Below are 21,384 nucleotides of genomic sequence, written 5' to 3'. Positions count from 1 at the left end.
TCAGGAAGGCTCTTTAATTCTTACCGTGAAAATACATTCTGAAAAGCCGGGTTTTTTATCCGAAAATATTGGGTGGGTCCCACCTTTTACACAAGGACAGGTTTTATGTGTGAAAGGCGGGACCCATCCGGTTTTTTTGCCACGAAGGCACGAAGACACAAAGTCTCACGAAGTCTCTTTGCGGTTCCTCTGTGTCTCTGTGGCTGATTTTTTTGGATAAAAGGCGGGACCCATCCGGTTTTTTTGCCACGAAGGCACGAAGACACAAAGTTTCACGAAGTCTCTTTGCGGTTCCTTTGTGTCTCTGTGGCTGATTTTTTCGGATGTGTAAAAGGTGGGACACACCCAAAATATTTTTATGACCAGGGGGCGAAAAACCCGGCTTTTTCATGAGCGTTTATTCTGATTATAACGGATTCAGGGGAGACCGGGAAAGCCCCGCAGTCAATACTGTTGACTTAGGCGTAAGCGAGTTTTCCGGTGTTTTCTCCGGAGTGCGAAAAATGCTTTTTCGCAGGCGCAAAAATAAAATTTTTGCACTCCGGATCCGTTCGGAATTGCAGGCGCAAAAATAAAATTTTTGCACTCCGGATCCGTTCGGAATTGCAGGCGCAAAAATAAAATTTTTGCACTCCGGATCCGTTCGGAATTGCAGGCGCAAAAATAAAATTTTTGCACTCCGGATCCGTTCGGAATTATTTTGCCGGACGGGGTTTGCAACCCCGTCCGGAATATTTTCCGAATCGCCGCCCGCAAACGTTTCGGACGGGGTTGCAAACCCCGTCCGGCAGCCGTCCCGCATTCTTAGCCTGATGCATATGGGCCTGGCGGGGGCCTGCAAATCTGCTGCTGCAAATATGCCGCCCCCGAGGGGCTTTCCCGACCCGACGTGATTTGCTTTTTGTCCGAATCGGGTCAAGAAACTTGATCATTGAATTTGAGTAAGGCAGACCATGATCATGCATTCCATCCTAAAACCATTGCAATATCGCCAGGCAGTTCCTCATCCCCGCTTTCTTTCCATAAACGATGCAGGTTGCGCAATGTGGCAGGCATTTCCCTCAGATCATTGTATTTTTTAGAAATTTCCAGGGACTTCAGAAAATATTCCCTGGCCCGCTCCCACTGACACTGTTCCAGGGCCACTCTCCCCAGCTGATGATAAATGGAGCTGCTTTTTCGTCTGATCTGATCCGCGTCACAGTCTTGGTTCTGCAACCAGATTGCCAATGCTGTCTGATAAGATCGTTCCGCTTCCGAATACTGTTCAGCAGCCAACTGATCCCTTGCAATATCATCCGCAATGGCAACGAATTCAGCCCCGGACGAGCCGCTTAACTTCTCCCGGGGATAGCTGTTCAGCCCGTCCAGCACCATTTTTCCCAAGGCAAGTGCGGATTCATGATTTTCATTTGCCTTCAGGTAATTGGAAAGCAATCTGTAGATATTGATCACGGATACACGGGCATTCAGCGACAGTTCCAGCGCGGTGACAAAATTTTCATATTCCGGTCTGATCAGGAATTCTCCCAGTTCTTTTTCATCTTCCTTGTTCGATTCCATCAGTTGATACATGACAACCGCAAGGTCCTCGTAATATTCCCGAAACGCGGTTTCCACACCTTGGCGTTTTTCGCTTCGCTCAAACATATAAAGACTGGTTTTAAGAAAATAGGGGAGCTTGGGGTCCGCATGTAAGAGAACAGATGTCCCGGGATCAGGCCAAAGCAGCCCCTGGTTGATGACACCCTGAATCACTTCAGGACAGAGATCAAAGGGCAGGTCCGCCAGAGCAGGCTGTTTTTTCAGATAGGTAACATAGCGTTCCAAGCCTTTCAGATTAATTATTGAAGTAAACGGAGCCAGACAGTTAAGAAGGTCCTGCACCTGCGAAGCCAGTTTTTTATGATCGTACTTCCAAGGCCTCAGGTAAATGATCTGAGCAAACTTATCTTCACTCCTCTCTTCGTTACTGCATAACTCGGAGGAAGACTGATCTGGTTTGGGAAAAAAGTTGTTTATGATCTCATTCAGGGAAAAATCTGACTCCATATGGTCAGGTGATTCGGACGTTGCGAGTTTTGGGTTATGATATGAAACGCCAGAATTCCATTTGTCTTTGAAATCAGTCACTTTATCATCATGAGAAGATAAAATCGGATTCATTGAGGACCTCCTTTCTAAAAAATTTGTTTTTTACGAATGTTGTGTTCTCTCTCGGTTGTCTGATTGTTTTATCTCATAAAAAGGAGGAAAGCGTCAATAGGGTGAGGAATGTATTCAGGAGGTAGAAAAAGGAGAATTCACAGGGAGAAACTGACGACTTTCAGCTAAATAAACATCAGCATAAAGACAGGGCCTGAAGGCGTGTGAAAATTTTATTTTTCGCATAAACCCGTCGCTGTCATGCCATGCGAAAATAAAATTTTCATTCGCCTGATTGTGAGAGTCGAAACTAACTTATTTGGATCAATATAAAAATTTACATATTACCCGATGTTGTTCATTTCGCTTAAATAAGCATCCCTGAAATTTTCCTCTTGATTTTAAGATACACACAAACATCTTTTTTCTTACACAGTCGGTAAAAAAATATATCCGGTGATCTTCAGGGTGATTTTGCTTTCAGCCAGGAGGGGTTAGCCCTGGCTTATTCATTTTTGCTATAGACATGGATCCGTCTGTCCCTCTCCTTGTCTGCTCTCACTTTTTCGGTCAGACTGTCCTTCCATGAGAACAACACTTCAGGATCATTGATCACGATAACCGGACAGTTCGCTCTGAAGCTGACCCGTTCCACCACACTTCCCGCGTACCATTTCCCGGCCTTTTCCTTAGTGTGGGAACCCATTATAATCAGATCCGCATTATTTTTTTCAGCACATTTTAAAATTTCCAAATGCGGCAACGCACCTCCCCATATATTATATTCGTGATCTGTTCCGTCGAGGAAGTCATGGCAGAAGTTTTCAAATTTCTTCTCTGATGTGCGAATATCTGCCTCATAATCTGCCCGGGAATATTTGGGAATGGGAGGCACTGGCAGCATATGAAAGGGAAAAAGTTCTGAGCCGTATCTCTGAGCCAGTTTGACCGCAAAACAGAGCGCACATTCGCAGGAATTAGAAAAATCAATACCCACCAGCACCCTTTTAAACCTCAGCTTCTCATTTGAAACAGATGAATTCACAATCATCACCGGACAGTTCTCTCTCGTAATAACGCCTTCTGCCGTACTTCCGATTTTTCCGACCACTCTGACCACGCCTTTTTCCTCAGCATTTCCGGAATGAGGGCCTACAACGATCATATCTGTGTTTAATTCCCTTGCCCATCTCAGAATTTCCTCCCAGGGAAAACCAGGGGTTACTCTGATTTCATAATCTGTATGGGAATTAAAAATGTCAGCATAAGTTTTGCTGAGTTCCGCCCTGACGGTTTCCTCGTACTCCGGGCCTGCGATAATTTCCTGTCCTGTTATGAAATGCTTTACAAGATAACGATTTTCAACAGAAGCGGATTCAAGCACATGAAGGATACATAGTTTTGCATTATCTTTTTCAGCAATTTTCGATGCAGTTAAAACCAGCGCATCAGAAGCTGTTATCAGGTCTGTTGCTGCTAATATTTTTTTAAACATTTTACCCTCCTTTCTAAATCGAAACTTGAAACTCGGAACTCGAAACTTGAAACTCGGAACAGTTTCATACTTGATAGTCAAGCTTTTCCCGAATAATTGAATTGGATGATAAATCAATCCTTCAACTTTTTTGCCTTTTTGCCGGACGGAGTTTGCAACCCCGTCCGAAATGTTCATCCGCGGTGATCCTTTACTTTTGCTTTGTATCAGAATCAGAAGCATTTTGCAAGAATTCCCGCCCCGCTGAAAATTCAGAATAATATCTGAAACAATACAGATTGTATAAAAATTTCAACTTTCTGGTTGATTTTCAGGTTTATTATTTATATTTTAAAAAAATACACAGGATAAATCCGAAACAAATTCAAATAACCGAAACTCAATCTTTAATCAATAAAAACTATGCCATATCAACTTGAAATAACGCTTAAAACCGATCTTTTCGATGCCGAAGGCGAAGGAATCCGCCAAAAGGCAGAAAACTATTTTGGAATTGAACTTGCACAGGTCCGCACCATCCGTGTGCTTACCATTGATGTGAACCTGTCTGCGGATCACTTGGAAAAAATCCGAACTGAAATTTTCACAAATCCTGTCACAGATATTTCTTCATATGCGCCTCTTCCGGTTGACTTTGACTGGACAATCTGGGTCGGATACCGGCCAGGGGTGAAAGATAATCCCGGAAGTACGGCCATGGAGGCTGTTGAAGATATCCTGGGAATAAAAACGGGGCCGGATGAAGCCATTTACACATCCAAACGCTACTGCCTGAAAGGGGACGGGCTGACCGCCAAAGACGCGGACATGATCGCGGGTGAGCTTTTGGCAAATGATCTTATTCAGCAATGGAAGATTATTCCTCAAAAACAGTGGAATCCTAAAAAAGGGACCGGAATGATCATTCCCAAAGTCATCCTCAATCATGAACCAACAGTGACATCCGTTCCCATTGACAGCGATGCAACCCTGAAAAAAATCAGCGATGAGCGGAACCTGGCGCTGAATCCCAATGATATTCCCATTATCAGGGCTTATTTTCTGGACAAAAAAGTTCAGGCCGAACGTGCCCTTGCGGGCCTTTCCGAGCCTACGGATATTGAACTTGAATATATTTCCCAGGCCAGAAGCGACCATTGCAATCACAATACCTTTCAGGGATTGTTCCGCTACAAGGAGGGCGCGGACGGATCTGTTGAGATTGTTGACAATCTTTTTGAAACCTGTATCAAAGCCCCGACCCTTGAATTAAAAGAAAAAAAGCCGTGGGTGGTGTCGGTGCTGTGGGATAATGCCGGGGCAGGACGGTTTGACGATGATCATTATTATGTGATTACCGGGGAAACCCATAATTCTCCGTCCAATATGGAAGCTTATGGCGGAGCCATCACCGGCATTGTGGGAGTTTATCGTGATCCCCTGGGAACAGGCAAAGGCTCAAAACTGGTTATGGGGAGCTACGGATTTTGTGTGGGACCCCGGGATTATGACGGTGATCTCAGGCCGAAACTCCATCCGAGGCGTCTGCTGGACGGTGTGATTGAAGGGGTGCGGGATGGCGGCAACAAGAGCGGTATTCCCACCCCTTTTGGTCAGGTTCTTTTTCATCAGGGATATATGGGAAAATGCCTGGTTTTTGTGACGGCCGTGGGGATAATGCCTGCCACGGTGGACGGCAAACCCGCGGAACAGAAAACAACGTCCCCGGGGGAAATGGTGATCATGTGCGGGGGACGGGTCGGCAAGGACGGTATTCATGGCGTGACGGCTTCGTCCGAGGTGTTTTCCGAAAACACCCCGGCCGGTCATGTTCAGATCGGCGACCCCTATACCCAGAAAAAAATGCACGATTTTCTTTTGGAAGCCCGGGATGAGGGACTGATACAATTTATCACAGACAATGGCGGCGGGGGACTTTCCTCTTCTGTCGGAGAATCTGCGTTATTCAGCAACGGGTGTGAGATTCAGCTGGAAAAAGTGCCGTTAAAATATGAAGGGCTTGACCAGTGGGAAATCTGGATTTCAGAATCTCAGGAACGTATGACGGTGGCCGTAAGACCCGAAGATATTCAGCGGTTTCTTTCGCTTTCTGAAAAACATGCGGTCGAGAGTACGGTGATCGGAACGTATGCGGATTCAGGCAAGCTTCATATTACTTATAACGGAAAAACCTGTGCTTATGTGAATCTTGATCTGCTGAAATCCGGTTTTCCCCAGTGGGAGTTTGATGCGGAGTGGCTCTCCCCGCATGACCGGGGAATGACCGAGCCTGTTCTCAGTGAACCCCGGGATTATGACCGTCTGCTCATGGATATGCTCTCACGCCCCAATATCTGCTCCAAAGAATGGATCACCCGGCAATATGATCATGAGGTCCAGGGAACCAGCGTGATTAAGCCGCTTGTGGGTGAGGATCGTGATGTGAACAGCGACGCGGCCGTGATTTCGAAACTTGAAACTGGAAACTGGAAACTTGAAACTGGAAACTTGAAACTTGAAACTGGGGGGAAAGGGCTTGCTTTTTCTCAGGCGCTGCTTCCTGCTTATTCGGTGATTGATGCGTATCATATGACAAGCTGTACGATTGATGAGGCGGTTCGCAGACTGATTGCGGTCGGAGGAAATTTGGAACATATCGGCGGGGTGGATAATTTCTGCTGGCCCAATATTCAGTATCATCCTGAAAATAATCCGGATGGCAAATTCAAGGCTGCTCAGTTGGTGCGCTCATGCCGGGCACTCCGGGATATGTGTATGGCTTATGAAATTCCTCTTTTGTCAGGCAAGGACAGTATGTATGTTGACGGCCATCTTCCGGGAAAATACGGGGAAACGCATAAAGTTTCAGCGCCTGAGACGCTTCAGTTTTCCTGCATCGGTGTTATTGATGATATTACCAAATGTGTCACCATGGATGCTAAGATACCGGGCGATCTGGTGTATGTTCTGGGCGCAACTCGCGACGAGCTCGGGGCTTCTGAATATTACGAACATTTCGGGCATATCGGGAAAAATGTTCCCGGAGTTTTCCCGGATCAGTTCATACCTGTTTATAAGGGGCTGTGCCATGCCATAAAAGAGGAGCTTGTGGCTTCAGTTCATGGAATATATCGCGGCGGGCTGGGTGTCCATCTCGCAATGGTGGCAATGGGCGGCAATATCGGGATGAATGTTGATCTGAGCTTAGTGCCTGCGGAACAGGTGAGTCGGAATGATGTGATTCTGTTTTCAGAATCTGCGGGCCGCTTCATTGTGACCATTGACCCTGCAAACAGGAAAAAATTCGAAACGATTTTTAAGGGGATGCCCTGTGCCTGCATCGGAGAAATCACCAACGGATCTGATTTTATAGCAAAGGGAATTGATAAAAGGACGCTTCTCAATGTTCCTGTTCAGCAGCTTAAAACAGCATGGAAATCCCCTTTTGCCGGGCTGATCTGAAAGCGCTTTACAAGATGATGAAGAATTGGTGAAAAAAATGGAAGAGCAAGACACAGGCGAAAGCCGCTTAGATCGAATAGAAAGAAATCTGGATATATTCATCCAGGGAGTTTTGGAACTAAAAGAGTCCCAGAAAAAAACCGACGAGCAGCTTCTGGATCTGAAGGACTCCCAGAAGAAAACGGATAAACAGATTTCGGAACTCAGAGAGTCCCAGAAAAAAACCGATGAGCAGATTCTGGATATGAAGAACTTCCAGAAGAAAACTGAAATGCTGCTTCAGAAGACCATAAAAAAACTGGATGCTGTGGGGAAACAGCTAGGTGATATGGGACTTGTGCAAGGGGAAATTGCCGAGGATCTGTTTTACCGCAATGTGAAATATCTGTTCCGGGACAGATCCTTTGTTTTTGACAGGGTGATCCGAAATCTGAAAAAAAAGGGGACAGCCGAATATGATATTGTGGCAGCCGACAAGAAATCCGTGCTGGTCATCGAAATCAAAAACAAACTGGACACCAGGATGATTGACCGCTTTGTCAGCAAAAAGCTCCCGAAATTCAAAAATGCTTTTCCAAAGTACGGAAACCGCAGGCTGCTGGGAGGTATCGGTGCGCTGGTGATGAAGGATGAGATCGCCCGTTATGCGGAAGACGCGGGGCTTTATGTGCTGACCCAGAGTGACGAGGGCGGGGCCGCAATAGTGAACAAAGAGGATTTTAATGGAAAAATATTTTCCTGAGAAGATATACATGTGGAGAAAATAATATGAGCGATGTACATGCACTTGTTTTAACCGGGTATGGCTTGAACTGCGATCATGAGACTGCTTATGCACTTGAACTCGCAGGGGCATCAGCCACCCGGGTTCATATCAATTCCCTTATTGACGGATCTGTAAAACTTAAAGATTTTCAGATGATGGTGTTCGGGGGGGGATTCAGTTGGGGAGATGATCATGGGGGCGGTGTGATTCAGGCGGTCCGTCTGAAAACAAATATCGGGGATAACATTCTTGAATTCATTGAAAAGGGAAATCTTGTGCTTGGAATCTGCAACGGATTCCAGACCCTTGTAAATCTGGGGCTTTTGCCTGGCTTTGACGGAGACTACAAGACCCGGTCTGTGGCGCTGACATATAATGACTGTGGAAATTTCAGGGACGACTGGGTAAATCTGAAGGTCAACGCGGCTTCTCCTTGTGTCTTCACCCGCGGACTGGATCAGATGGAGCTTCCGATAAGGCATGGTGAGGGAAAATTTTATTCTGATGAATCTACAATTAAGCGGCTTTTTGACAATAAGCAGGTTGTGCTTCAATATGCCACGCGGGACGGGGAACTTGCAGATTGCAGGCGTCCTTTTAATCCCAACGGGTCCATATCTGATATTGCCGGAATATGTGACACTACAGGCAGAATTTTCGGTCTTATGCCTCATCCTGAAGCCTTCAGCCACTGGACCAGCCACCCGGACTGGACACGCATCAAAGAAGAAATGAAACGTCAGGGCGGGTCCGGGGATTCAGGTGTGACTGTGGGGATACGTTTGTTTCAGAATGCTGTAAAATTCTTTTAATTTTTAAATGGGAATTCTTCGATGCCAAAACAGACCGCATCCTCGGCGTGTATATTATCGGCCCGCGCGCCGCGGACATGATCACTGAATGTGTGCTTGCGGCGGAGTTCGTTGCGAGTTCCGAAGATATCTCCTGCACCATTCACGGCCATCCCACCTTTGCCGAGGTGTTTCAGGAAGCGGCAATGGCAGTTCGGAAATGTTCGATTTATGCGTCATAAGCAGACAGACAACGTAATACAGAAAAGAAGGGGCTGAACCACAGATTTATACGGATTACACGGATTGCACGGATTATATTCACTTTTTAATCAGTGTAATTCGTGTAATTAGCTGAATCAGGGTTCAGACATTTAATCAGGGTTCAGACATTCTCTCATTCCTGTTCCGGGGGCCAGCAATGTTTTTGCAGATTTTCAACTATGTTATACGGACTGGGGTTTTCTTCCAAATATTTTTTGAGAAGCCTCAGACTGTCCGCATAAAGGTCTGTTCCTTTTGCGGGATTGCTGATAAATTGCAGATACAATGCCTGATAAAGCAGGGGAGAGTGTCCCTCATGCTGTTTTCCGACTTTGTCCAACTGCTTACGGATGCTTTCAGATGCCTCTGCGCTCAATACTTTGAAATGACCGATTTCAGACACCCGAGGTTCATTTTCTTCTTTCTCCGCAGATGTTATCTTTTCCACAAACCAGTCATAAGATTGCCCGGGGTTGAGATCCGCATTCACTGTTTTCAGCTCTCCGGCTTGCATTTTCTCTTCAATACGGGGTGCCTTTTTGCCGGAGGGAACAATCACCAGCATGACCTCATCACACAAATCAATTTTTGCGTCGTACCACCTGAAAACAATGGGTTCTCCGGCAAGAACCGTCGCGGTGTTCACAGGCCAGGGCGAGAGGTTCAGGGGACGGGACGGAAAGCACGGAGCGTCAGAATCACCGCCTCTGGGGGTAATTATCCCGCGTGGTCTTATCCTCCCATTTTCAGATTCGATAAATTTCTGCGGCACTCCCACTATTTTCCGTTGGCAGATATCCTCTTCATAACCCGGATGCCTGTAAATCAGCCGGACATGCTGCTTTGGAAGCGGCTCAACCACGTCGCCCACGAACACGGGCATATTATGCTTTGGCTTCACCGGGTTGCCTTCCCGTAAGAGCTTGTAGCATTTCACGGGTTTTACCCCGGAGGGAACCTTCAGCATTCCGAGATGCCCGTCAGATGCAGAGGACAGGGCCGCAAACCCCATGAAAAAACAAATCTGTATTCCGAGAAATACCATGAACAATGCCTTACGAATCATAACAAAACCTCCTTTTCTTTTCATTATCAGTAGATGGAAAAACCCCTCACCAATCTCGTCAATCTCGTTCCCACGCTTCGCGTGGGAATGCAGGAGAGACGCTTCGCGTCACGAATCCGCCTGCCGCACGGGACGCGAAGCGTCCGGAAGGCATTCCCACGCAAAGCGTGGGAACGAGGAAACGAGGAAGCGAGGAAATGAGGAATCAGGCCGGGCTTTTAAAAACCCATTTTAAAACTAAGTTGTCGGTGTCTGCGATGATCCTGCTGACACCGATTCCGATAATGGGAAACCACACATCCACAAACAGCCCGTACCTGCTGAAAAGCACCAGGCTGTAGGACGAGTTTATGAGCCAGAATATCCCGGCCAGAATAAAAAACGCCACTGTCGGATGACACCAGACAAAAAACACTGCTGAAACAAGGATGCAGACCACCTCCACAAGAATTTTGATCCCGACTGACAACTCATGGATTTGCAAGCCTTCCAGAAACAGGTTGATTCCATTGGCAACCAGGAAAATGCCGTTCATCCTGCCCGGAGGCGTGAGGTGAATGTCTCCGATTTCAGGATTCTCAGATCCGATCAGAACGACCTTGTCCCTGTAAGGCTTTCCTTCCTCATCAAGCAATGCTTCAGGAGACAGCTTGAGTTGCGGATATTTGATAAACGGATCATCTTCTATTCCATGATCTGAAAGCACCGCTCTCGGGGCAACACGAAAGATATACCGGGCAGAGAGATATTCACGGCTGAGGTCTGTCTGATCAAGGATTTGTATGGTCTTTCGGCCCGGGATGTTCATGGTGATATTTTCATTCCCTTTGAGGATTTCCTTTTTTTTGTCTTTGATCAGCTGGTTTCCCTCGTCACGACTGGTCAGGAGATAAGTGACCGCCAGTATCTGAATGGAAAAGAAAATCTCATTCTGCTTTGTCCGTTCATAAAAGCGAAAAAGACGGGTCTGGTAATCGGACACGTGCTCGAAAGCCCCGGGGCTGCCTGTTTTGATGACATCCTTATAAGTGTCAATCAGCTTGTCGAAATCATCGCAGTATTTTTTCTCCTCATCGTTCATTCGGGTGTCTCTGTCCCCGCGGGCAAGAATGATCACCGCACCATTGCTCTCATACCTGGCATATTCTGCCGCATCCTTCAGCAGTTCGAGAAATTCCTCGTTTTCATCTTTTTTATCGGATTTGCGGAACACGGGCGCGGGGATGTTCAGGGCAATATCTGCCACAACCCCCCTTGCCCCCAGTTCCAGGCTCTTGAGAATGCTCTCGCCTGCCAGATCCCGGGGAGTCCAAAGCCCCCGGGTGTGGCTGGCCCTGTAAGTGTCCCGGTCAAAAGTCACCATGCGAATCCGGTCGGAAATGGGAAAATCTCCTTTTTCCGCTGCCTGTCTGAAATCTTTGATCACCAGGTAATCATAAAGCTCGTTCAGGACAGTGTGGCCCATATCTGTGTGAGGGGCAACAAAATTGATCAGCACAGACACCACAATGCCCCAGAAGATATTCAGGATAAAGCGTCTCTTTCGGTCTGTCCAGTTTATTTGCAGTATTTTCTTCATAAGGCAGATTTATTACTCCTCCTCTGCCAACCCGAAGATCACCGTGGGCGCCCAGAAAAAAGGATGCTGATAAAGTGCGCCTTGTTTGCCGCTGATCATGCGCTGTTTGATCTCCCTGAGTGCCTTGGCACGGTTTTTCCCGGCGCTGAGGTTTCTGAACAGGCCCGTGTTCAGCACTTTTGCGGATTCGGATTCCACAGACCACAGGGTCACTGAGACTGCGGGGGTTCCCGCATACATGAACGCACGGGTCAGCCCTCTTGCGCCTTCGCCTTTCCGTACATTGCCGGCTGTGTCCTGTCTGCCGGTGTTGCATGCGGAGAGTGCCACAAGATCGGCGTTCAGTTTAAGGCCAAATGCGTCCGCCATTGTGAGAAATCCGGCTTCCTGGTTTTCAGGGTCAGGATGGGACAGGGCCAGGGCAGGCTGCAATATCCGGTTCGTGATGTTGTGATCCGGGATGAGTCCGTGGCAGGCAAACAGCACATAGCGGTAATCATCTAAGCGGTTTTCCCTGCTGAACCGGAACACATTGCTCCGGGAGGCTTTTTCCCTGAGTTGCAGCGGGTCGGATTCCGCAGGCGGGCCCAGGATTTTCATGATGTCCCTTGCTTCGGCTTCGGTTTCCGGGAGTTCGGAGAGACTGCCCATGAAATCCTGATACGCACTGGCACGCAGTTTGCTGATTTCAGAGATTCCGCTCCGCAATGTGCCGGATTTGCCGGATTTATACACGGGATGTGCAAATGCGAGAAACGGATGCCGGGGGGGTTTCTTTTTCCTTGCCTGTGACTCTCGCAGCACTTTGAGAAGGGAGGCCGAGGAGAGATATGCCACGGCATGATCTTCCGCGAGATAACGGATCTCAGATTCTTTTGTCACCAATGCCTCAAAAGGCAGGCCGTACAGGCTCGAAGTGGGGATGACATACAGGGTCTCTGTCCGGGAGATGAGCGTTCTGACGTTTTCCGGCATGAGCAGATTGTATAGGGTGAATCCGGCCTGCTGCATGAGTTTTTTTGATTTTCTGTAAATTTGTTCAAGCCTGAGTCCCGGGGCTTTTTCTCTGTATGCTTTCAGTATCATGTCCGTGCCGTGTCTGAAGGCATTTACTTTTTCTGTGAGCGCCGCCTCGCTGATGTCAATGGTCAGGAATTTGAACGCCTCCCTGCTGATGACCCACAGGCAGGCGCTTTTCTCCATGACACCGAAGACCAGCATGACTTGGCCCGGTCTGAGAACTTTCTGACGAAGTTCGGGAAGGCTGACTGGTTTCGGATATTTCAGGGCATAATATTCGGGATGTTCGGTTCTGATCTCTTTTTGCAATGCCTCTGCTTGTGCCTTGATCTCCTTTTCTCTGGCTTCCAGTGTGCGGATCTGTTTGTTGTCCCTGTCTTTGGCAGGCTTGGATTGCTCTGCTGTGATCTGGGAGCGGATTTTTGCGAGCGCATTTCCTGTGCTGATCTCTTTCTGCCTGATTTCATCGGGAAAATCCGCAAAGTTTTTCGAACCACTTTCTCCCATTTCCTCAAGAAAAATGCGGCCCTGCTTGCGCTCGAAGATTTCAAGGGATTTTTTGTCGTATTTTTTGCCCGGATGTTCTTTGTGCAGGGTTTGCAGGAGTTCGATGAATTCATCATACACATAGAGTTTGCCTCGCATGAAGGAGGTTTTGGATTCTTTTTTCGTGATCCCGGATCGGAGTTCTTCAATAATATCGAGACTCTGAGAATAATGGTCAACAGCTTTTTTGTGTTTTCCCAGTTTACCTTCGACCCGAGCAAGTCCACAAAGCGACTTCCAACGCACATCTTTTGCCTTGATTTCGGAGAAGATTTTCTGACTTTCACCAAAGGACAGGAGAGCCTTGTCATACTGTCCAAGATTGCCATACACACTTCCCAAGTTGCCCAAACCATTAGCCTCTCCCCTTCTGTCGCCGATTTCCTTCTTAATCGCCAGAGCCTGCTCGTAGTGGCTCAGTGCCTTCTCATACTGGCCAAGATTTTGAAACACCACGCCGATGTTGGTGAGGTCTGAACCCTCGCCCCTTCTGTCGCCGATTTCCTTCCTAATCGCCAGAGCCTGCCCGTAGTGGCTCAGTGCCTTCTCATACTGGCCAAGATTTTGAAACACCACGCCGATGTTGGTGAGGTCTGAACCCTCGCCCCTTCTGTCGCCGATTTCCCGGTCTATCGCCAGAGCCTGCTCGTAGTGGCTCAGTGCCTTCTCATACTGGCCAAGATTTTGATACACCACGCCCATGTTGGTGAGGTCAGAACCCTCGCCCCTTCTGTCGCCGATTTCCTTCTTAATCGCCAGAGCCTGCTCGTAGTGGCTCAGTGCCTTCTCATACTGTCCAAGATTTCTGTACACCACGCCGATGTTGGTGAGGTCAGAACCCTCGCCCCTTCTGTCGCCGATTTCCTTATGAATCGCCAGAGCCTGCTCGTAGTGGCTCAGTGCCTTCTCATACTGGCCAAGATTTTGAAACACCACGCCGATGTTGGTGAGGTCAGAACCCTCGCCCCTTCTGTCGCCGATTTCCCGGTCTATCGCCAGAGCCTGCTCGTAGTGGCTCAATGCCTTCTCATACTGGCCAAGATTTTGAAACACCACGCCGATGTTGGTGAGGTCAGAACCCTCGCCCCTTCTGTCGCCGATTTCCCGGTCTATCGCCAGAGCCTGCTCGTAGTGGCTCAGTGCCTTCTCATACTGGCCAAGATCGTCATACACCACGCCGATGTTGGTCAGGACACCGCCCTCACCCCTTCTGTTTCCAATTTCTCTCATAACGACCAGTGTTTGTTCATAATACTCCAGAGATTTTTCGTATTGACCTGTTTGCTGATATATATTTCCGATATTGCCCAAGTCATTTCCCTCGCCCCTTCTGTCGCCGATTTCCCGGTCTATCGCCAGAGCCTGCTCGTAGTGGCTCAGTGCCTTCTCATACTGGCCAAGATTTTGATACACCACGCCCATGTTGGTGAGGTCAGAACCCTCGCCCCTTCTGTCGCCGATTTCCCGGTCTATCGCCAGAGCCTGCTCGTAGTGGCTCAGTGCCTTCTCATACTGTCCAAGATTTCTGTACACCACGCCGATGTTGGTGAGGTCAGAACCCTCGCCCCTTCTGTCGCCGATTTCCTTATGAATCGCCAGAGCCTGCTCGTAGTGGCTCAATGCCTTCTCATACTGTCCAAGATTTTGATACATTATGCCAATATTTCCAAGGAATCTGCCAATATACTTTTTGTCATTCGATTTTTTGGCAAGCTTCAGACCTTCTTCCAATTTAGCAATGGCTTCGGGATACCTTGATGCAAGCCAATATTTTTCGGCTTCTTCATTCAGACGATCCATTTCAGTTATATTCGGGTCATCTTCTTTCCGCATTTCCTGTACTATCTGTTTGGCTGTTTCCGGGTTCTCCTGAAAAAGCCTCTCCATCCCGGCCTTATCTTCCTTTTTTACCGCCTCTAAAAATTGCCTGATAAATTCCTCTCCGGAAAGCTCTGCCACCGCACCCGCTGCCCAGACCAATGCCATAAATACGCCAAATATGATCGTAAGAATTCGTTTTTTCATGTTTTTTAGTCTCCTATGTAGGCTCTGAACCACGGATTTTCACAGATTTTTCGGATTTCCACGGATTTTTTTCTGATTCTGACGGATTTTGCTGATCTGTTTCCAAAAGTAACAGGGAAAGAGGATAAGAAGGGGAAGGGGAAGGCCCATTTTCCCTTTCTTATACGCTTTCCTTGTACTTTTTGCCGCACCCCAGAACTTATTTGGTCATATACTACCCAATACAGACATAAAACTGTCATATTTTGAAAGGAAATGCAAAGAAAAAAATGTCCGAACCCTGATTCACCGGATGAAAGGATGTTCAGGATTTCTACACTGCTGTTCGGAATGATCTCAGAAATACTTCAGATTTCGGACGTCTGACAGAAATCCTGAAAATCCCGCAATCCTTTAATCAGGGTTCGGGCAACGGAACCACGCTTCCGGGAGCAGTGGATTCCTGCTTTCGCAGGAATGATAAAAAAACTTGGTTATCGAGTGATAGAAAACAGCGGTGTGTCAGGTGTCCCTATACCCGAATTATACGACAAAGTCTTCAGGATCAGAAATTTGATCAATAATTTTTTGACAATTAAAAAATATGATATATAATTTATGGCAAACATGAAAAAATTAATCCGAATTTTCTGAAAGGAGTCTGCGTTATGAAAAATGTTCGCGAACTGACGGAACGTGAACTGATTACCCTGCAATCCGCACACAAAAATCATCCGTCCGCCAGAGTACGTGACAGATCCCACGTGATCATCCTCAGTAATAAAGGTTATCAGCTGAAAAAAATAGCGGATATCTGTCAGATGACCCGTCAGACAGTTTCTGCCACAATAGACAACTGGGAGCAGAGCGGTCTCAGAGGATTGTACGACAATCCGCGTCCCGGCAGACCCCGTGCGCTGACCAAAGAGGAGGAAGAATTTGTTCAGAAAATGGCGAAAGAGGAACCGCATTCGGTGAACAATATCATCACTGCACTCGAAGCTGAACGAGGTAAAAAAGTCAGCAGATCCACGGTGAAACGCGTAGTCAAAAAAAAACGGAAAAGGAATCGTTGATAATTTAAAAAAATTATTCATCAAATCGTTACAAAATCATTTATGAACTTAGGATGACAAAATAAGAATGACGCCGCAGGAAGAAAAACAGATTGGGAAATGGAATGATAAGCTGTCCGAGGATATTCAGGTCCGTGTTGTTTTGACCGAAGATGAAAGAAGCTCGGGCTTTGGTGATTTTTGTGAGGATTTGTCTCGCATTGCTTTTAAGATTCGTATCATCAAAGAACAGGATGACTCGAACAATCTCCCGGCAATCCGAATAAGCGACGATATCGAGTATCATGCCATTCCGCTGGGTACTGAACTGGAACCATTTCTGGAGGCGATTTTCATGTCTCAGAAGAAAGAGATTTCCATCCCCGAGCATATCCGGGAACCTCTCAGTAAAATCAGAATACCTGCCTTGCTCAGATTATATGTTTCTCCGCAATGTCCTTTTTGTCCCGTAACAGCACGGCAACTGATTCCGCTGGCTTTTGCAAATAAATTCGTACATCTGACTATAACAGACGGTGCCCTTTTCCCGGAAATGGCGGCATCAGATGATATTCGAGCCGTGCCTGCGGTTCTGCTTGACGAAAACTTCCGATGGACAGGTTCGGTTCGAGTTGAAGAACTGGCAGAAATTATGGCAAGCCGTGATCCTGCGAAGCTCGGGGCCGCGTCTATGGAAACAATGATATTGGAGGGAAACGCGTTTCAGCTCGCGGAGATGATGATTGAGAAAAAGGATATTTTCCCGGCATTTCCTGATGTTCTCGTGCATGAGCAGTTTTCGGTTCGTCTGGGCGCAATGGCAGCAGCAGAAGAGATCGCCGACCAAAATAAAAAACTGGCTGCCAAAATTGTCGGACCTTTATGGAGGCGGTTTCAGGATCAGCGAAATCAGATTCGGGGGGACATTATCCACATTTTAGGAGAGACAGGGGGTTATGAGATTGTTCCGAAGCTGGAAATGATTTTAGCGGGTCAGTATCATGAAGAAATCAAAGAAGCCGCGGAAGAGGCAATGGAAAAAATAAAACAGAGAAGTTAAAAAAACAGGCACTGTTTTTTTTCTAACTTCTAACCCGGATAAAGCGGCAATAACAAATTGCAAACACCAAACTCCAAATGAATTCCAAATTCCAATTCATATAAACGGCCATGATCTGCCGGTCACAACGAGGCATGAAGGTCTCTGCAAAAAACCGCTTCGCTTAATTTTTGCACTCCGGACTTTCATATAAACAGTCATGGCCTGCCAGTCACAACGAACAATGAAAATTTTACTTTTTTTCCTGACACCTGACACCTAACACCTAACACCTAACACCTAACACCCAAAACCCAACACCCAACACCCAACACCCAACACTTTCATATAAATCATAACACATAATTCCGGGCAAAAATAAGTTCGTCATTTCGCGTTTTCAGCAATCCGTTTAACTTTGCATCCAGCACTGCCTCGAGAATTTCCCGATAAATCGGCCCCGGCTCAATCCCCATTTTCTTCAAATCCCTGCCTGCCAGTGATGTCCTGACATGCCTTAATTGGGTGACATACTGGGAAATGGATTTTTTTACTTTTTCCTGTTTTGTCGTGGCCATCATATACAAAATCAGTTCGATTCTGAAGCTGAAAAGATTTCGGTAAATGCTGCTATTTGTCAGCGGAGAATTCTGTTTCAGCCAGAAAAGGCGTTTGTCCGCTTCAAAACGCTCCTTGCAGAAAATGACACTGTGGCGGGGGGCCAGTTCAAGTTTTTCACAAATATCCCTGGATATTTTTTCATTGCAATAGCGAGTAATTGCCAAAAAATAAACCACCCATTTCATATACGATTCTTCCAGAAACAACAGATCGTGCCAGGATAACACCTTTTTGACGGCGTTAAACAAAGAGATAAGTTTCTGGTTCGGCGTTATGGAAGGATGAATGACTTGCAGCAGATCATAATCATCAAGTCGTTTGATGGCAGGGGTGGGGTTTTCTTCCTGAAGAATCAGACGCAGTTCGGTAAACACCCGCCTGCCGCTCAGTTGTTTGAAGAAATCCATTTTAACAGCATTCTTAATCAGTCTTGATGTCAGTTTTCCAATGGAAAACCCAAAACGCTGCTCGAATCTTATGGCACGGAATATCCGCGTAGGATCCTCCACAAAACTTAGATTATGAAGCACCCTTATGGCTTTTTCCTTAATATCTTTTTGTGCGGAAAAAAAGTCAATCAGTGTGCCGAATTTGTCAGGGTTCAGCTGAATCGCCAGCGTATTGATGGTAAAATCTCTCCGAAAAAGATCCAGTTTTATGGAACTCATCTCAACAGTGGGGAGGTCCGCGGGAAACCTGTAATATTCCATTCTCGCGGAAGCCACATCTATCTTAAAGCCGTGGGGGAAGATAATGACTGCTGTGCCGAACTTTGCATGCGCGTGAATCCTCGCGTTCAGCATTGCCGCGTATTTTTTTGCAAATGCAATGCCGTCCCCTTCTATGACAATGTCCATATCTTCATTGGCTCTGTACAGAAACAGATCACGTACAAATCCTCCCACGACATAGGCCCCGCATTCAAGTTCGCTGGCAACTTTGCCGATATTTCTGAGGATATTAATCATATCCTTTGAGAGGCGTTCCCTCATGAACCGGGTGACATTTCTGGTTCTGGCATGAAGCGGATCATTAAACGGATCCGGTTCGTTCTGATTCGTATATTGGGATTCCTGAACAAGCATATTCAGAAGATCGGTCCGGGTAATAATGCCGATGACCATCTCTTTGTTCACAACAGGAAGAAGCCGCTGTTTGTTGTCAATAATTTTCCGCTGTATTTCCGGAAGCTCGGAATCGGGCCTGACGGTTCCGAGTTTCGCCATCATGTATTCCCGAATCGGAACAGCATCCAGCTTGTGGTAAAGGGCTTTTTCGATCACCTGGCGTGTGATATATCCCAGGATATGATCTTTTCCCTCAATGTTTTCCATCACCAGCAGCGCATTGATGTTATACCGTGTCAGCAATGTTCTGGCTTCTCTGCATGAAACATGAGGTCTGACTTTTATGGGCGGAGAAGACATCAGGTCTTTTGCGCGCTTGCTTGACTTGACTTTTTTACGCAGGATTTCAAGTAATTCATGCTCTGTCTGAGCCAAGGCTTTTTCCTTAATTGTTGCGGAAGCCGCATACGCATGACCTCCCCCCCCAAGCGGACTGAGGATGGCACCGACATCAACATCAGGTGTCTTACTTCTCGCCACGATGTAAATTTTGTTCCCCATTCTCGCCAACGCCAAAATGACACTCATATTTTCCATCTTAATTATCTTATGAACAAGGAAGGCGAAATCAGGAACATAATTCTCCGTGGTGATCGTTGTCATCACAATTTCAACGCCGTTAATATTGTAACGAATCGCTGCCTGGATCATGTCATTTAAGATTCCGACTTGTTCCAAGCTCAGTTCCCTTGCAATAAGATTTGAGATAATATCAAGCTTTGCTCCTTTTGAAAGGAGAAACGCGGCAGCCATAAAATCTTTTTCAGTGGTGGATGGGAATGTAAAAGAACCCGTGTCTTCATAAATCCCCAGGCATAAGATCGTTGCCTCGTCAGAAGAAACTGTGATCTCCTCTTTCCTGATGATCTCCGTGAGAATGCTGACCGTTGCTCCGGTGGGCCGGATGATCTCGTAATGCCCCATAATATCGTTGTCCGCGGGGGGGTGATGATCATAGATGTGGATTTCCACATCAGTCTTTTCCAAAAGGGAGGAAAACTTTCCGATTCGGCCCGGCTGCCTTGTGTCCACCAGAACCAGCCGCTTTATATCTGAGAAGTCAACATCTCTGATGTCTGCCATGTTAAAAAGATAGACCATGGACTGGATAAAAAAATTTCTCAGGTTTTTCTCATGGGAACCGGGAAAAACCACAAGAGAGGCAGGATACAGCTTATGCGCGGCAAGCATGGAAGCCATCGCGTCGAAATCGGCATTAATATGGGTTGTGATGACGGTAAGGTCTTTTTTTTGAAAACTCAAGAGTGTATGTCCCCTTCTCAGATGAACGATCAGCTTTCACAGCAGTCAGTTCACAGCATCTGTATCGTTATTAAGTACCTAACCATAAATTTTTAATATCTGCCTGAGGAAGAAACCCGGCTTTTTTTCCGGAATGATGCGTCCCGGATAAAGGAAAAAGCCGGGTTTCTCCGCGGCTCACGGAAAAAAAGTATATAAAAAACTTTTGCTTAGGTACTTATCTCCTCACCTGCCGGATGAGAGGCTGTTCCGTTATGACATGCTTGAAACTGCATGACCGAAAGCTGAGGGCTGATCGCTCAATATAGCCGGTTATTGGCAGGCAGATCAGAAGTCTTTTCTTTCCCTTTCCAGATATCTTTGTTCATCGCGCCTTCTGATAGCTTCCCTTTTGTCATGGCTTTTTTTACCCTTTGCAAGCGCAATTGCCATTTTTGCCTTTCCATTTTTAAAATATACCCTTAAAGGAATAAGCGAAAATCCTTTTTCTTTGACTTTTCCAATCAATTTTTTGATTTCATGATTGTGGAGCAACAGTTTTCTGGGTCTCAGGGGATCATGATTCCCATAATAGGCAAAGGGATAGGGGCCGATATGCATCTGATGAACAAACACTTCTCCATTTTTAATTTTAGCATAGGAATCTTTCAAATGTGCGCGGCCAACTCTGAGCGATTTGACTTCGGTTCCGGAAAGGACCATCCCTGCTTCATACTGATCTATGACAGAATAGTCATGTCGGGCCTTTCGGTTTTCAGTTACCATTTTTATATTTCTTTTTTCCATTATGTTCGTATCTCCTTTTGACTCGCCAGATTCCGTATATAATAACAAAGGGTTATATTGTCAGATTCTCATCTGGTGATCATTTTTTAAACAGACTCCGGCGCGAACCTGCTTATTTCCGGGGAAGCAGGTGTGACAGGAAAAATCGGATAAGCAGCTTGGGCAAAACTTTTTTCGCAGAATCAGCATTTTTCCGGTCCGGAGTGCGAAAATTTTATTTTCGCACTTGCAAAAATAAAATTTTTGCACTCCGGATAAGATTATGCAAAAATAAAATTTTTGCACTCCGGATAAGATTATGCAAAAATAAAATTTTTGCACTCCGGATAAGACCATGCAAAAATAAAATTTTTGCACTCCGGATAAGATTATGCAA

The 21,384-nt window shown here is 46.5% G+C and carries 14 protein-coding genes; 7 read left to right on the top strand and 7 right to left on the bottom strand.

Translation table 11 applies throughout. The features are described 5' to 3' along the window. Positions 1–957: 957 nt before the first annotated feature. Positions 958–2,166 carry a tetratricopeptide repeat protein gene (locus dnm_RS16580; protein ID WP_207678030.1) on the bottom strand — a complete coding sequence of 403 codons (1,209 nt, stop codon included), beginning with the start codon at positions 2,164–2,166 and terminating at the stop codon, positions 958–960. Positions 2,167–2,650: 484 nt separating this feature from the next. After that, complete coding sequence (locus dnm_RS16575; RefSeq protein WP_207678029.1) at positions 2,651–3,640, bottom strand: universal stress protein; 990 nt, start codon at positions 3,638–3,640, stop codon at positions 2,651–2,653. A 402-nt stretch (positions 3,641–4,042) separates the two neighbouring features. On the opposite strand from dnm_RS16575, the gene dnm_RS16570 reads away from it, so the two are divergent. The 4 genes from dnm_RS16570 to dnm_RS31320 are packed head-to-tail and all read left to right on the top strand — an operon-like array spanning position 4,043 to position 8,880. After that, a complete protein-coding gene (locus dnm_RS16570; protein WP_207678028.1) occupies positions 4,043–7,081 on the top strand; it encodes an AIR synthase-related protein in 3,039 nt (1,012 codons plus the stop codon). Positions 7,082–7,118: 37 nt separating this feature from the next. Next, on the top strand, positions 7,119–7,823 hold the full coding sequence (locus dnm_RS16565; RefSeq protein ID WP_207678027.1) for a hypothetical protein: 705 nt from the start codon (positions 7,119–7,121) through the stop codon (positions 7,821–7,823). 26 nt (positions 7,824–7,849) lie between these two features. Continuing rightward, entirely contained in the window at positions 7,850–8,659 is an 810-nt protein-coding gene (gene purQ / locus dnm_RS16560; RefSeq protein WP_207678026.1) for a phosphoribosylformylglycinamidine synthase I, read from the top strand. Continuing rightward, a complete protein-coding gene (locus dnm_RS31320) occupies positions 8,557–8,880 on the top strand; it encodes an oxidoreductase dimerization domain-containing protein (RefSeq protein WP_337833617.1) in 324 nt (107 codons plus the stop codon). Before purQ ends, dnm_RS31320 begins: the two co-directional genes overlap by 103 nt. A 155-nt stretch (positions 8,881–9,035) precedes the next feature. Here dnm_RS31320 and dnm_RS16550 read toward each other — a convergent pair whose 3' ends face one another. Then, a complete protein-coding gene (locus dnm_RS16550; RefSeq protein WP_207678024.1) occupies positions 9,036–9,968 on the bottom strand; it encodes a hypothetical protein in 933 nt (310 codons plus the stop codon). A gap of 33 nt (positions 9,969–10,001) precedes the next feature. Between dnm_RS16550 and dnm_RS16545 the strand changes: the two genes are divergently transcribed. Beyond that, complete coding sequence (locus dnm_RS16545; RefSeq protein WP_207678023.1) at positions 10,002–10,169, top strand: hypothetical protein; 168 nt, start codon at positions 10,002–10,004, stop codon at positions 10,167–10,169. Between the two features lie 4 nt (positions 10,170–10,173). On the opposite strand, the gene dnm_RS16540 is transcribed toward dnm_RS16545, so the two are convergent. Beyond that, positions 10,174–11,547: a CHASE2 domain-containing protein gene (locus dnm_RS16540; protein WP_207678022.1), complete on the bottom strand. Its 1,374-nt coding sequence runs from the start codon at positions 11,545–11,547 to the stop codon at positions 10,174–10,176. 12 nt (positions 11,548–11,559) lie between these two features. Then, on the bottom strand, positions 11,560–15,138 hold the full coding sequence (locus dnm_RS16535; protein ID WP_207678021.1) for a CHAT domain-containing protein: 3,579 nt from the start codon (positions 15,136–15,138) through the stop codon (positions 11,560–11,562). 647 nt (positions 15,139–15,785) lie between these two features. Between dnm_RS16535 and dnm_RS16530 the strand changes: the two genes are divergently transcribed. Beyond that, positions 15,786–16,193: a helix-turn-helix domain-containing protein gene (locus dnm_RS16530; protein ID WP_207678020.1), complete on the top strand. Its 408-nt coding sequence runs from the start codon at positions 15,786–15,788 to the stop codon at positions 16,191–16,193. Positions 16,194–16,260: 67 nt separating this feature from the next. Continuing rightward, complete coding sequence (locus tag dnm_RS16525; RefSeq protein ID WP_207678019.1) at positions 16,261–17,232, top strand: thioredoxin family protein; 972 nt, start codon at positions 16,261–16,263, stop codon at positions 17,230–17,232. A gap of 332 nt (positions 17,233–17,564) precedes the next feature. On the opposite strand, the gene dnm_RS16520 is transcribed toward dnm_RS16525, so the two are convergent. Together dnm_RS16520 and smpB are read right to left on the bottom strand one after the other, a co-directional pair. Continuing rightward, positions 17,565–20,222, bottom strand: coding sequence for a CBS domain-containing protein (locus dnm_RS16520; RefSeq protein WP_246556007.1), 2,658 nt, complete (start codon positions 20,220–20,222; stop codon positions 17,565–17,567). 327 nt (positions 20,223–20,549) lie between these two features. Next, the gene (gene smpB / locus dnm_RS16515) at positions 20,550–21,008 is read right to left on the bottom strand and encodes an SsrA-binding protein SmpB (protein ID WP_207678018.1); all 459 of its coding nucleotides are present in this window, start codon (positions 21,006–21,008) and stop codon (positions 20,550–20,552) included. Between the last annotated feature and the right edge of the window lie 376 nt (positions 21,009–21,384).

This window comes from Desulfonema magnum, from assembly GCF_017377395.1.
Lineage (GTDB): Bacteria > Desulfobacterota > Desulfobacteria > Desulfobacterales > 4be13 > Desulfonema_C > Desulfonema_C magnum.
Note: the sequence above shows the minus strand (reverse complement) of the source record. Positions and strands in the feature narration are given on the sequence as shown.

Bases quoted from the DNA above. Each gene is read 5' to 3' on its own strand.
- dnm_RS16575 (WP_207678029.1), bottom strand. From the start codon at position 3,640: ATGTTTAAAAAAATATTAGCAGCAACAGACCTGATAACAGCTTCTGAT.
- dnm_RS16580 (WP_207678030.1), bottom strand. From the start codon at position 2,166: ATGAATCCGATTTTATCTTCTCATGATGATAAAGTGACTGATTTCAAA.
- dnm_RS16525 (WP_207678019.1), top strand. From the start codon at position 16,261: ATGACGCCGCAGGAAGAAAAACAGATTGGGAAATGGAATGATAAGCTG.
- dnm_RS16565 (WP_207678027.1), top strand. From the start codon at position 7,119: ATGGAAGAGCAAGACACAGGCGAAAGCCGCTTAGATCGAATAGAAAGA.
- smpB (WP_207678018.1), bottom strand. From the start codon at position 21,008: ATGGAAAAAAGAAATATAAAAATGGTAACTGAAAACCGAAAGGCCCGA.
- dnm_RS16570 (WP_207678028.1), top strand. From the start codon at position 4,043: ATGCCATATCAACTTGAAATAACGCTTAAAACCGATCTTTTCGATGCC.
- dnm_RS16545 (WP_207678023.1), top strand. From the start codon at position 10,002: ATGGAAAAACCCCTCACCAATCTCGTCAATCTCGTTCCCACGCTTCGC.
- dnm_RS16540 (WP_207678022.1), bottom strand. From the start codon at position 11,547: ATGAAGAAAATACTGCAAATAAACTGGACAGACCGAAAGAGACGCTTT.
- dnm_RS16530 (WP_207678020.1), top strand. From the start codon at position 15,786: ATGAAAAATGTTCGCGAACTGACGGAACGTGAACTGATTACCCTGCAA.
- dnm_RS16550 (WP_207678024.1), bottom strand. From the start codon at position 9,968: ATGATTCGTAAGGCATTGTTCATGGTATTTCTCGGAATACAGATTTGT.
- dnm_RS16535 (WP_207678021.1), bottom strand. From the start codon at position 15,138: ATGAAAAAACGAATTCTTACGATCATATTTGGCGTATTTATGGCATTG.
- purQ (WP_207678026.1), top strand. From the start codon at position 7,850: ATGAGCGATGTACATGCACTTGTTTTAACCGGGTATGGCTTGAACTGC.